Source organism: Granulicella rosea, from assembly GCF_900188085.1.
Lineage (GTDB): Bacteria > Acidobacteriota > Terriglobia > Terriglobales > Acidobacteriaceae > Edaphobacter > Edaphobacter rosea.
On the sequence record NZ_FZOU01000016.1, the window covers coordinates 22,798 to 36,276 of the forward strand.

Sequence of the window (13,479 nt, forward strand, 5' to 3'; positions counted from 1 at the left end):
GCTATTTCCTAACTGGCAGGATGTCTGGCTGCAGGGGGTTCGGCATATCGGAGACGCCACGCTGACGCTTGATCCACTGGCTGAAGCGATCGAAGTAGAGGTAGATCACGGGCGTGGTGTAGAGAGTCAGAATCTGGCTGAAGACAAGCCCGCCGCAGATGGCGATGCCCAGCGGCCGGCGCAGCTCGGAGCCCGTGCCCGTTCCGAGAGCGAGCGGCAACGCGCCGAAGAAGGCCGCGACCGTCGTCATCAGGATGGGCCGGAAGCGAAGCATGGCGGCCTCGAAGATCGACTCTTCGGTGGTCATGCCGTGGTCGCGCTCGGCGAGCAGGGCGAAGTCGATCATGAGAATGGCGTTCTTCTTCACGATTCCGATCAGCAGGAAGATGCCGATCACCGAGATCACGTCGAACTCGCTATGGAAGATCAGCAGGGAAAAGATCGCGCCGACCCCCGCGGACGGCAGCGTCGTGAGGATCGTAATGGGATGGACGAAGCTCTCGTACAGCACGCCGAGAACGATGTAGATCGAAAGCAACGCGGCCAGGATCAGCATCGGTTCGGTTGAAAGCGAGGCGAGGAAGGCCTGGGCGGTGCCCGCGAACTGGCCGCGCACCGAGGCTGGCGTACCGATGCGCTGCTGCATCCGGTTGATGGCCTCGGTCGCTTGACCGAGCGACGTGCCCGGAGCCAGGTTGAACGAGATCGTGACGGATGGGAAGAAGGACGAGTGGTTGACAGCGAGCGGCGAGGTCGCGGCGTGAGCCGTCGTGAAGGCCTGCAACGGCACGGCCGACGCGCCCGATGCATGGACATCGGTCGAACGCAGTGTGGTTGGGTCGCGATAGTACTGCGGCGCGGCCTCCATGACGACGTAATACTGATTGAGCGAGGTATAGATCGTCGAGACCTGGGCTTCGCCAAACTGGTAATACAGCGTCTGGTCGATCAGTTGCGGCGTGATGCCGAAGCGCGACGCGGTTGGCCGATCGTAGTTCAGCAGCATCTGCAGGCCGCCGTTCTGTTGATCGGTGGTGACATCCTTCAACTGCGGCATCTTCAACATCTCTTTATAGAGCGCCGGCCCCCAGGTTCCAAGGTCGTCGACGGTGTCGCCCGAGAGCTGGTACTGATACTGCGCGTTGCTCTGGCGGCCGCCGACGCCAAGATCCTGCGCTGCCTGGAGGAACGTCGACGCGCCGGTAAGCGCGGCCAGCTTCGGTCGCAGACGGTCGACGACCTGCGCGGCGGTGACATCGCGCTGCGAACGCGGCTTGAGCGCGAGGAAGACGAAGGCGCTGTTGCTGGCGCCGCCACCGCCGCCGGTAAAGCCTGCGATCGTTCGCACCGCAGGGTCCGCGCCGACAACCCGCTGCACGTCGAGCAGAGAGTCGCGCATCGAGGGGAACGAGGCATCCTGCGAGCCCTGCAGGCCGCCGAAGATCAGCCCGGTATCCTGCGTGGGGAAGAGGCCCTTCGGCACGAAGATGAACAGGACCACGTTGAGCGCGACCGTGGCGACGAGGCTCAGGACGACGAGGATCGGGTGTCGCAGCGACCAGGTGAGCGTTCGGCGATAGCCACGGAGAAGCGCGGCGAACGTCCCCTCGCTGATGCGATAGAAGCGGCCATGATGCTCGGGACCGGCAGGCTTCAGCAGGTATACGCACATCATCGGCGTAACGGTCAGCGAGATCGCCATCGACACCGCGATGGCGATGCAAAGGGTCATCGCGAACTCATGAAAGAGACGGCCGATGAGCCCGCCCATGAAGAGCAGGGGAACGAAGACCGCGATCAACGAAAGGCTCATGGAGAGGACCGTGAAGGTGACCTCCTGCGCTCCTTTGAGCGATGCCTCCCATGGCGAAACGCCCTCCTCGATGTAGCGTGTGATGTTCTCCATGACGACGATCGCGTCATCGACCACGAAGCCGGTGGAGACGGTGAGCGCCATCAGCGAAAGGTTGTTGACGCTGTATCCCAGAAGCCACATTCCGGAGAAGGTGCCGACAAGCGAGGTGGTGACGGCAACCGCGGGAATCAACGTCGCACGCGGGCTGCGCAGGAAGATGAAGACTACGACGACGACCAGGAAGATGGAGAGGACCATCGTGCTCTCGACGTCCAGCACCGAGGCCCGGATGGTGGTGGTGGTGTCGATGGCGATCTCAAGTTTGTCGGCTACGGGAATGGATGCGCTGATGCCCGGAAGCGCGGCCCGGATGCTGTCGACGACCTTGATGACATTCGCATTGGGAAGCCGGTAGACAAGGAGCACGACACACTCGCGGCTATTGGCATAGCCCGCGGAACGAGTCGTCTGCACGGAGTCGAATACGCGCGCGACATCGTCCAGATGAACGACGGCGCCGGTGCTCTTGTTCGTGCCGATGACGAGCGGCGCGTACTCCTTCGCCTTGCGGATCTGGTCGTTGGCGTTGATATCGGCGGTGGTGAAGTCGTCGCTGATCTGGCCCTTGGGACGATTCGAATTCTGCTGCGAGAGGATCCGCGCGATGTCGGTCGCGCCAATGCCATAGCTGTTGAGTTGTTGCGGATTGAGGTCGATCCGGACGGCCGGCAGCGAGCCGCCTACGACCTGAACCTGGCCAACGCCGTTGAGCTGCGAGAGCTTCTGCTGGACGACCGACGCCGCGGTATCGTACAGCTCGCCCTTGGTATGGATCGGGGAAGTCATGTAGAGCACGGCGGCAGGGAAGGCGGAGGAGTTGACCTTTCTGTACGTCGGGTTCGAGGGAAGGTTCGAAGGAAGGTAGGTACGCGCCGCGTTGATGGCGGCCTGGACATCGCGCGCGGCGCCATCGACATCCCGCGTGTAGTCGAACTGCAGCGTGATGCCGGTAGTGCCGAGCGTGCTTGCGGAGGTCATCTGCGTGACTCCGGCGATGTGTCCGAACTGCCGTTCGAGCGGAGTCGCGACCGACGACGCCATGACCTCGGGACTGGCGCCGGGAAGCGTCGACGCGACCGTGATCGTTGCGAAGTCGACCTGTGGCAGCGAAGCGACTGGCAGAGCCTTGAAGGCGATAGCGCCCGCAAGCGTAATCGCGATGACCATCAGGATGGTCGCGACAGGACGCTTGATGAAGATGGACGAGAGGTTCATGGCAGCTCCACCGGACGAACCTGCGTGAACGTCTGCACGGGTGTACGCGCGAAACGGCGAGCCAGTTTATCGAAGAAGATGTAGATGACCGGCGTGGTGTAAAGGGTGAGAATCTGGCTGACCAGCAGACCGCCGACCATCGCGATGCCGAGCGGCCGCCGCAGCTCGGAGCCGATGCCGGAACCGAAGGCCAGCGGAATGCCTGCAAACAGAGCGCACAGCGTGGTCATGAGAATGGGCCGGAAGCGCAGCAGAGACGCTTCGAAGATCGCGGCTTCGGACGTGACGCCGCGACTGCGTTCGGCATCGAGCGCGAAGTCCACGATCATGATGCCGTTCTTCTTCACGATGCCGATCAGCAGGATGATCCCGATGATCGCAATCACATCCAAATCCTGATGAAAAAGCCGCAGCGCAAGCAGCGCGCCGACGCCGGCCGAGGGCAGGGTAGAGAGGATCGTGATGGGATGGATAAAGCTCTCGTATAGAACTCCCAGCACGATGTACACCGCGACCAGCGCGGCGAGGATCAGCCACGCCTCGTTGCCGCCGATGGTCTTGTAGGCCGCTGCCGTGCCCTGCAGGCTGCCTTCGACACTGGCCGGCATCTTCAGCTTCGCCTGGGTCTTCTCGACGGCGTCCACCGCCTGGCTGAGCGAGTAGCCGGGCGCGACGTTGAACGAAAGAGTGACCACCGGGAACTGCCCTTGATGGCTGATCGTCAGCGGGGAACGCGTCGTGGTGAAGCTGCTGACGACGGAGAGTGGAACGGGCGTCGCAAGCGCGGCCGTACCGCTGGAGGAGTTTGAGTTCGAAGAGCCTGAGCCGTTTTGACTGCCTGAGGAGTTCTGGCTGGACGAAGCGAGCGCAGTGGTCGGCGTGCTGGATGAGAGCGTGCTCGAAGAAGAGCTGCTCGTGTTCGAGGTCGTGCTGCTTGAGGTCACTGTGCTTGAGGTGCCCGTTGCACTGGTCAGGGTGTTCGCCGGAGAAGACGAGCTGAGTCCCGCGCTCTTCGTAGGGCTCAGCGTGCTGACGGTCCCGCTGGAGGATGAAGAGGTGCGGCCAGAGGTGCTCTGCGCGCTCGAGCTCGATGCGGAGCTGCTGCCCTGGATGTAGATGTCCTTGAGCTTGTCGGGGCTCTTCTGAAACTCCGGCAGAGACTCGAGGATCACGTGGTACTGGTTGGATTGGGTGTAGAGCGTGCTGATCTGCCGCTGACCGAAGGCGTCGTAGAGGGTCGAGTCGATCTGGTCGGGCGTGATGTTGAGGCGCGAGGCCGTGGGACGGTCGTAGTTCAACTGCACGCTGAGGCCGTTGTTCTGCTGGTCGGTCGCAACGTCGGCGATCTGAGGGAGTTTGCGCAGCTCGGTCAACATCTTCGCGGTCCACAGATCGAGTTCGTCGCCGTCCGCATCTTCGAGCGCGTATTGATACTGCGTGCGGCTGACACGATCGTCGACGGTGAGGTCCTGCACCGGCTGCAGGTAGAGGTGGATGCCGGGGATCTGGTCGGCATGTTTCTGAAGCCGTGCGATCACCTCGGTTGCCGTAAGGCGGCGGTCGGCAACGGGCTTCAGGTTGATCTGAATGCGTCCGCTGTTCAGCGTGCTGTTTACACCGTCCGCGCCGATGAAGGAAGAGAGGCTTGCAACGGCAGGATCCTTGAGGATGATATCGGCGAGCTGCTGCTGCTTGTGCGACATCGCCGGGAACGAGATGGACTCCGGCGCCTGGGTGATGCCCTGGATGAGGCCGGTGTCCTGCGTTGGGAAGAAGCCCTTCGGTATCTCGATGTACTGAAAGATCGTCAACGCCAGCAGCACGCCGGCGACGATGAGCGCCGCGGCCTCATACTGCAGAACCCATCGGAGGCTGCGGCCATAGGCGTCGATGACGCGTTTGAACAGACCCTCGGTCCACCGGTAGAAGCTGTTCTGCTCGCTCTCCGGCGTATGCCGCAGCAGTCGCGCGCTCATCATCGGCGTCAGCGTGAGCGATACAACCGCCGAGATGAGGATCGTTACGCTGAGCGTCACGGCGAACTCGCGGAACAGGCGCCCTACGAGATCTCCCATGAAGAGCAGCGGAATCAATACGGCGATGAGCGAGACCGTCAGCGAGATGATGGTGAAGCCGATCTGCTCCGCGCCCTTCAGAGCCGCCTCCATCGGGCCCATGCCTTCTTCGAGATAGCGCGAGATGTTTTCGATCATGACGATCGCGTCGTCGACGACGAAGCCGGTCGAGATGGTGAACGCCATCAGCGTGAGGTTGTTCAGGCTGTAGCCGAGCAGGTGCATGACGGAGAAGCTGCCGACCAGCGACAGCGGCACGGCGACTGCGGGAATGAGCGTGGCGCTGAGGCTGCGGAGGAAGACGAAGATGACGAAGACCACGAGTCCGATCGTCAGGATCAGTTCGAACTCCACATCCGAGACCGACGCACGAATCGTGTTGCTGCGATCGGTCAGGACCACCAGATTGACCGATGCGGGAAGCCCTGCCTGCAGCTTCGGAAGCAGCTTCTCCACCGACTCCACGACGGCGATGGTGTTTGCGCCAGGCTGGCGCTGGATATTCAGAATCACGGCAGGCGTCTGGTTCATCCATGCGGCGAGCTTCGAGTTCTCGATGCCATCCTGAATCTTCGCCACATCGGTCAACATCACCGGCGCGCCATTCTTGTAACCCACCACGACATCGCGGTAGCCATCGCTTGAAAGCAACTGATCGTTCGCGTTGATCTGGAAGTTCTGCGCGGGTCCGTCGAAGCTACCCTTCGCCGTATTGACCGTGGTGCTGGTAAGCGCGGTGCGCAGATCTTCCAGGTTGATGCCGTAGGCGGATAGAGCGACCGGGTTCGCCTGAATGCGGACGGCGGGCTTTTGGCCGCCGCTGATCGTCACCAGACCGACGCCGCTCAACTGCGAGATCTTCGGCGCGAGGCGCGAATCGACAAGGTCTTCGACCTTCGACAGCGGCAGCGTCTTCGAGCTGAGCGCCAGCGTAAGGACCGGCGCGTCGGCCGGGTTCGACTTGCTGTAAACCGGAGGCACGGGAAGATCGGTGGGCAGGTATCCCTGCGCTGCGTTGATGGCCGCCTGCACCTCCTGCTCCGCCACATCGATGTTGAGGTCGAGCGAGAACTGCAGCACGATGACCGAGCTGCCGTCGGAGCTGGTCGAGGTCATCTGGGAGAGCCCCGCGACCTGTCCGAACTGGCGTTCAAGCGGCGCGGTGACCGCCGAGCTCATCACCTGCGGACTCGCGCCGGGGTAGAAGGTCAGCACCTGGATCGTCGGATAATCGGCCTCGGGCAGCGCCGAGATCGGCAGGGTCGTATACGCGACAAGGCCGACGATCAGGATGGCAGCCATCAATAGAACGGTGGCTATCGGCCGAAGGATGAAGATGCGCGAAGGGTTCACCGGCTGCTCCCGGAAGGACCGCTTTCCATCTTTCCATTGGATGCCGTGCTGGTCGCTGGACCGGTCGCCGACCCTTCCACGATGACCTTCGAACCCTCCTGCAACTTGTCGAAGCCAGTGATCGGCACGACCTCTCCGGGGTTGATGCCGGTTACGGCCGCGATCTGATTTTCATTGGTCAACTCTTCCACATTGCGCAACGTAACCGTGTCTCCGGACACGATGTAGACGAACGCCTGCGTGCCGTTGCGCTGTACTGCCGCGGTCGGAACAAGGGTCGCGTTTTCGAGCGTCTTGACGAGCAGGCGAGCGTTGACGAACTGATTGGGATAGAGCCGCAGATCGGAGTTCGGGAACTGCCCCCGGAAGCGTACGGTGCCCGTCGTCGTGTCGATCTGGTTGTCGAGCGTGAGCAACTTACCCGTCGCAAGCTGCGTCAACTGCGTCCGGTCGAAGATGTCGACGGGAAGCGAGGTCCTGTGCAGAATCTGATCGCGCACCTGGTTGAGATCGTCCTCCGCGACATTGAAGACGACGGTGATCGGTTGCAGTTGCGTGATCACTACCAGCGGATTCGATCCACCGGAGAAGATGACGTTGCCCGGGTCGACAAGCCGCAAGCCCACACGGCCATCGATCGGAGAGGTCAGGTGGCAGTAACTGAGCTGCACCTGGGCATACTCGACCTGCCCCATATCGTTCTGCACGGTGCCGCGATACTGTTCGACCAACGAGATCTGATCCTCATAGGTCTGCCTGGAGATGGCTTGCTGCGCCGACGCGTCCTTGTATCGCGCGAGGTCCATCTCCGCCTGCGCAAGCACGCCACGGTCGTGCTGCAGCGTTCCTTGCGCCTCTTTCAACTGGGCTTCGTAGGGACGGGAATCCACCTCGATCAGCGGGTCTCCGCGATGCACCAACTGCCCTTCGACGTAATGCACGGCCGTCACGCGACCCGTAATCTGGCTGTAGAGATTGACCGTAGCCAGCGGCGTCACCGTGCCGAGAGCGCGAACGTAGTATCCAATCGGCCCAAGGCGCGCCGTTGCTGTCTTGATGGTCGCGACCTGCGGAGCTTCTACCTTGCTCGCGGCATCGGCCTTGCTCTTCCGCACTCCGCGGACGACGGCGAAGAGAACGAGCGCCGCCAGGCCGGCCGCAAGCAGCCATGGCCAGACCCGCCTTCTGGGCCGGAGCTGCTTGCCGGTGTCTCCTGAAATGTCGTGCTGCGCTGGCGCCGGTTGTTGCAATGAATCACGATCGCCGGTGATCTTATCGCTATGTTCCACGTCGTCTTGTCCTTTCGCTCATACCTTGCGGTGAATCGCCGTCTTCCGCTGCACACTCTTCCCAGGGCCCGGCAGGACAGGTGGCGAACGGCGCCTCTGCATCTCTTTGAGCATCTGCTTCGATACGAATTTTGCAATCGCATCAAACAGACTGAGGCTGCCGGATGCGTATGGACCGGAACCTTTTGAGAGGTCTTATGGATTAGAATAGATGGATACGCGTGCGGATACAATTATTTTAGCGCCGCACGGTAGCCGCAAAGAAAGGCCCGCTCCACTCCGGCGACCGCTCTTTCACCAGACCAGCCGCGCCGCGCGCCGGTTTCCAACTGCAGGATGCATATCTGTAAAGTAGAGGACGATGAAAAGCACATCGGCGGACGGCCCGAACAAGCACCAGTTGAAGACTGCGGCGACACTGCGAAGTCTGCTCGATGCAGCCGAACGTGTGTTCGTTCGCGATGGGTACGAGCGGGCTCAGATGGAGACGATCGCAGCAGAGGCCCAACGCACCAAAGGCGCCGTCTACGCGCACTTCCGCAGCAAGGAAGATATCTTCTTCGCGCTGCTCGAAAGAAAAGGCAAAGCCAGACGCGACGCCTTTCTCGGCTCCGCGGAGGGCATGGACCTGAAGCAGCGGAGGGCCATCGTCAAGAAAATGTTTCTTGCGACGCTGGCGGACGAAAGCTGGCCCATTCTCATGCTGGAGTTCAAGCTCTTTGCCCTGCGCAATAAGGCCTCCCTGCAGCGCATTCGAGACTTATACCAGTTGGTCTACGACGACATGGGCAAGGTTCTATTGTCCGAAAGGCCGGCCACCGCACGATCCAGAGAAAGCGAGATGCTTGCCCTGGCGGTCCTGCGTGGCATGCCGAGCGCCATCATCCTGGAAAAACAGTTTCACCCAGCCTTTCAGTCGCCGGATAGTACGCGGCAGGTCTTCGACGCGATCTTCGATGCGCTCCTGGAGATCGGGAGCGACCCTTCCACTCCTGCCTCGACATGACGCAGGCTTCAGGTTGAAGCCTCGATATCTCTTGTTCCAAGGATCGGCGGCGACACGAATGAGACAGAGGCTTCCTTATCGGACGTTTTAGTTGCTCCGATTTACCTTACTGTCTCTGCCGGTTATCTGGAGTCTGCCAGCCCGGAGCAGGCAGCTCCACCAACCCCGACGCCGGCGCCATCCAGCGCACACCCATCTACGCCGCCCCGACCGAGGCCGGCTTGTTCCGCAGCTTGCGGTCGCACCTTAGAATGAATCGCCTGTGTTAATTCCACACCCAGATGTATGTCATCTCGACCGGAGCGAAGCAAAGTGGAGAGACCCCCGTATTTCGTCCTGGCCTGTGTCCCATTCAGGCGTTCCCTGCCTTCTTTCCTCGCCCTGTACGTTGCATTCCTGTTCCCGTTCGCCCTGCCGTCCGCGGGCGTTGCGCAGACCGCGCCGCCGTTCAGCCGTGCGCAATGGATCGCACCACCGGATGGCCCGCAGAAAGATCGTGGCATCGATTACTTCCGTCGCATCCTGACCGAGACCCAGCCCCCGGCGAAGCTCCAGGTCCATGTCAGCGCCGACGCCCGCTTCCTGCTCTACGTGAATGGCGCGTTCGCCGGCGAAGGCCCCGCGCACAGCGACCTTGCTCATTGGAAGTACGAGACCTTCGACCTTGCCCCCTACCTGCGTAAGGGCGAAAACGTCATCGCCGCCGTGGTGTGGAATCTGGGTGTGGACGCGGCGGCCGCGACCGTCTCTTCGAGGACGGCCTTCCTGATGGAGTCCGCCGATCCCGCCGACAGCACGCTCGATACGAACGACGCATGGGAGGTCGAGCCCGCAACCGGTCGCGAGCCCATATCGCTCGACTATTCGAAGGTTCTGCTCGGCTACTATGCCGCGCCCCCCGGCGAACGCATCGACGGCACACGCTACGACTGGCAGTGGTCGACCAGCGGCGCCGCGGTCGGCGCTTGGAAGCATGCCGCCAGCATTGGTACGCCAGCGCCGTTCGGCAAACAGAACGGCGCCACCATCTGGGCGCTTCAGCCCGACACCCTGCCGCCGATGGAACGCTCACCCGTGGCCTTCGGAAAGATCGTCCGCTCGGACGGCTTTACCCACAAAGACATTCCCGCCCATACCCACGCGCATATCCTCTTCGACCGCGGCGCGCTCACCACGGCTTATCCTGCCTTCACCTTCAGCGGAGGCCGTGGCGCGACCATCAGGGCCACCTATGCCGAGGCTCTGCTCGACGGCCAGAACCGGAAGGGCAATCGCAACGAGATTGCCGGGCGCCACATTCTTGGCGTCGCCGACGAGTTCACCACGGACGGCGGCGACCACCGCACCTTCACGCCGCTGGAGTGGCGCGCCTGGCGCTACCTCGAACTCGACATCGCCACCGCGGGGACGCCGCTGCACCTCGATGACGCGACCGCGACCTTCACGGCTTTTCCCTTCCATCTGGCCGGCAGCTTCCAATCCGAAGACCCCGAACTCAGCCGCATCTGGCAGACCAGTTGGCTCACCGCGCGGCTCGACGCGCACGACACCTACATGGACACGCCTTACTGGGAGCGTCTTCAGTATGTCGGCGACACCCGCCTGCAGGCGCTGATCTCCTACTCCCTCGCCGGCGACGACCGCCTCGCACGCCAGGCCATCGACGCCATCGATCACTCCCGCACCGCCGACGGCCTGACGCAGAGCCGCTACCCCTCCAACCTGCCCCAGATCATCCCGCCCTTTTCCCTGCTCTGGATCGGCATGGTGCATGACTTCTGGATGTACCGCGACGATCCTTCGTACGTGCAGTCTCACCTGCCCGGCGTCGAGACCGTGCTGCGCTGGCACCTTGCCCACCAGCGTCCCGACGGCCTGCTGGGGACGATGCCGTGGTGGAACTTCGGCGACTGGAGCAAGGGCTTTCACTTCGGCGTGCCGCCGCAGGATCCAGACGGCGGCTCGTCCCTTCTGACCCTGCAGTTTATCGAGGCTCTGCGCAACGCAGCCCACATGGAGACGCCCCTCGGTCAACCAGCCATCGCCGCCCTCTACCAGGAGGCCGCCGACCGCGCCGCCAACGCCCTTCGCACGAAGTGCTGGAACGGCTCACTCGGCCTCATCGCCGACACACCGGCACAGAATCATTACAGCCAGCAGGCCAACGCACTGGCCGTCTGGCTGCACGTTGTGCCGCCCGGCAGCGAGCGCGCGGTCATGCAGACGGTGCTTCGGTTCGACGACCCGGCCTACCTGCAAGCGCATCCCGGCGTCCCCTTCTCGACAGCCAGCTATTACTTCCGCTTCTACCTTGCGCGCGGACTTGAAGCCGCCGGCCTTTCGGATCGCTATCTCGACACGCTCGGCCCGTGGAGGCAGATGATAGCCCTCGGCCTGAGCACCTGGGCCGAGGAGCCCGAGCCGACGCGCTCGGACTCCCATGCCTGGAGCGCCCATCCCGCCTATGACATGCTCCGTCTCGTCGCCGGCATCTCGCCAGCGGAACCCGGCTTCGCCACGGTGCTGATCGAACCCCACCCCGGTACGCTCAAAGCCTTCAGCGCGAAGTATCCGCATCCACGGGGAGAGATCGCCGTAACGTACCGGCAGAGCGAGCTGACGGATCGCTTCGAGATCGCCATGCCGCGGACCCTCGCCGGCGTCTTCCGCTGGCAGGGCAAGACCTACGCCCTGAGACAAGGCGCACAGACATTCGACATCCCCCGAAGCAAAGAAAGATGACGGAAAGCATGCGCCTCCGAGATACGCTGCGTCTGGTCTTCCCTGCGGCCACCCCACTGCTCTGCGCTGAGGATCTGCTGGGCCAGAGCGAATGATTGCATCCCGCTCACTTCGTCAGCGTCGCGGCAAGCACCACCACATTGCGACTGGCGGGCAGGATCACGCTGGCGACGGTCTTGGCCGGGTTCAGGGTCAGACTGTACTCGTACAGATAGAAGGTGCGGTTGTCGATCAGCCCCGTGCCGGTGTCGCGGTGGGCCATGGTGATGGCCCTGGTCTCGCCCGCAAAGGAGGAGGGCGTGAACCAGTCGCTCAACCCCTGCACGATCGTCGTGGACGTGCCATCGGTGTAGGTGACCTTGAAGCTCTGCTGCGCCTGTGCGCCGTTGACCCCGGTCGCCAGTATCTTCAGTGCGCTGAACTGGCCCGCCGGCAGGGTTACGGTCTTGCCGCTAACTGCGTCGAGCAGGCCCGCGGGTCCAAAGTAGAAGGTCGTGCCCGCAATCGTCTGCTGGCCGCCGAGAAGCGTCGCCGAGTACGCCTCGGTGAGCCCGTTGGCGCCGCCGTCGATGCCGACGCCCGAGAACGCGACGCCGTCGCTCGCGATCGCCAGCACGTTGTACTCCGGCGCCAGATTCACGAAGCTCGCCGTGGAGGCGGGCACCGCGATGACCACCGTCGCCTTCGCGGTCTGGACCAGCGCGCCGGAGATGCCGGTGAGCACGACCGGATAGCTGCCCGCCACGGCCGTCGCGCTCGCCGTGAAGTTGACGGCGACGCCGCTGCCTGAGGCGATCGTGTTACCGGCCGCACTGGCCGCGCCAAACTGCGCCGTCACGCCGGCGGGCAGCCCCGAGACGGTGAAGCTGACCGTGCCGGTGAAGCCGTTGACCGGCGTGATCGTCGCGAGCCCGGCGGCGCTGCCGCCACGCGGTACCGCAAGGCTCAGCGGCGTGAACGCAAGGTTGAAGCTCGGCGCGGTCACGACGAGCGAGACCGCCGCCGTCGCGTGCAGCGAGCCGGAGACGCCATTGACCACGACGCTGTAGGAACCGGCAGCCGCCGTGCTCGTGGCATGCAGCGTCAGCGTGCTGGTGGTGGTCGCCGTCGCCGGACTGAAGGCCGCGGTGATGCCTGCCGGCAGCGTGCCCACGCTCAGCGCGACCGAGCCCGCGAAGCCGTTGACCGCGCCCACGGCCAGCGTAGAGGTCACGGCGCCGCTCTGAGGAAGCGTCAGCGAGGTGGACGAAGCAGTGAGCGTGAACGACGGAACGACCACCGTGACACTCAGCGAGGCCGTGCTGCTCAGGCTGCCCGAAAGCGCCGTGACCGTGACTGGATACGTGCCGGCGGGCGCCGCGGAGCCAGCGACAAGACTCAACGTCACCGTCACCGGGCTCGTGCCCGAGACCACGGCCTGCGCCGGGCTGAAGCTGGCCGTTACGCCACTGGGCAGGCCGGTCGCGGCCAGGCTGACGTTGCCGGTGAAGCCGTTCTGCGGCGTGAGGGTCAGGGTGGTGGTCGCGGCGGACGTGGTTCCCTGCCGCAACGACACGCTCGTCGCCGAACCGGCCAGCGTGAAGCTGGCAGCCGCGCCCGCGCCGGTGAGGTCGTTGATCGTATGCTGGCCGGCCGGCGAGCCCCAGCCGGTGGTCAGGTCGTAGCCGCCCATTGCGTTGAAGCCCGTGCTGCCGACCGTGATGTCGTGGAAGTCCGCGCTGTAGCTGCCGCCCTCGCCGATGGCGTACAGCAGCGGATTCACGAAGCCCACGCGCGGCTTACCCTTGCTGGCGCCCTGCTGGTTCACCAACGCCATGAAGCCGGCCCACAGCGGCGCGGCCGCGCTGGTGCCGCCGACCGAGATCGCCTGCCCGTTATTGCAGA

5 protein-coding genes and 1 pseudogene are annotated in these 13,479 nt (G+C 63.5%); 2 read left to right on the plus strand and 4 right to left on the minus strand.

What is annotated here, in order from left to right; genetic code table 11:
• Position 1 precedes the first annotated feature (1 nt).
• Genes CHB87_RS21280 through CHB87_RS21290 form a run of 3 tightly spaced genes read right to left on the minus strand, consistent with a single transcriptional unit; the run spans position 2 to position 7,847 of the window.
• Positions 2 to 3,130, minus strand: a complete 3,129-nt coding sequence (locus tag CHB87_RS21280) for an efflux RND transporter permease subunit (RefSeq protein WP_089410474.1) — start codon at positions 3,128 to 3,130, stop codon at positions 2 to 4.
• Positions 3,127 to 6,558 carry an efflux RND transporter permease subunit gene (locus CHB87_RS21285; protein ID WP_089410475.1) on the minus strand — a complete coding sequence of 1,144 codons (3,432 nt, stop codon included), beginning with the start codon at positions 6,556 to 6,558 and terminating at the stop codon, positions 3,127 to 3,129. Before CHB87_RS21285 ends, CHB87_RS21280 begins: the two co-directional genes overlap by 4 nt.
• Positions 6,555 to 7,847 carry an efflux RND transporter periplasmic adaptor subunit gene (locus tag CHB87_RS21290; RefSeq protein ID WP_245818168.1) on the minus strand — a complete coding sequence of 431 codons (1,293 nt, stop codon included), beginning with the start codon at positions 7,845 to 7,847 and terminating at the stop codon, positions 6,555 to 6,557. The genes CHB87_RS21285 and CHB87_RS21290 overlap by 4 nt, the downstream gene beginning before the upstream one ends.
• A gap of 361 nt (positions 7,848 to 8,208) precedes the next feature.
• Here CHB87_RS21290 and CHB87_RS21295 point away from each other — a divergent pair, with 361 nt between their 5' ends.
• Together CHB87_RS21295 and CHB87_RS21300 are read left to right on the plus strand one after the other, a co-directional pair.
• Positions 8,209 to 8,853: a TetR/AcrR family transcriptional regulator gene (locus CHB87_RS21295; RefSeq protein ID WP_089410476.1), complete on the plus strand. Its 645-nt coding sequence runs from the start codon at positions 8,209 to 8,211 to the stop codon at positions 8,851 to 8,853.
• A 312-nt stretch (positions 8,854 to 9,165) separates the two neighbouring features.
• Positions 9,166 to 11,595 carry an alpha-L-rhamnosidase-related protein gene (locus tag CHB87_RS21300; protein ID WP_176441918.1) on the plus strand — a complete coding sequence of 810 codons (2,430 nt, stop codon included), beginning with the start codon at positions 9,166 to 9,168 and terminating at the stop codon, positions 11,593 to 11,595.
• 106 nt (positions 11,596 to 11,701) lie between these two features.
• Here the strand turns inward: CHB87_RS21300 and CHB87_RS22410 are convergent.
• Positions 11,702 to 13,479: pseudogene (locus CHB87_RS22410) on the minus strand (hypothetical protein); the annotation flags it as partial.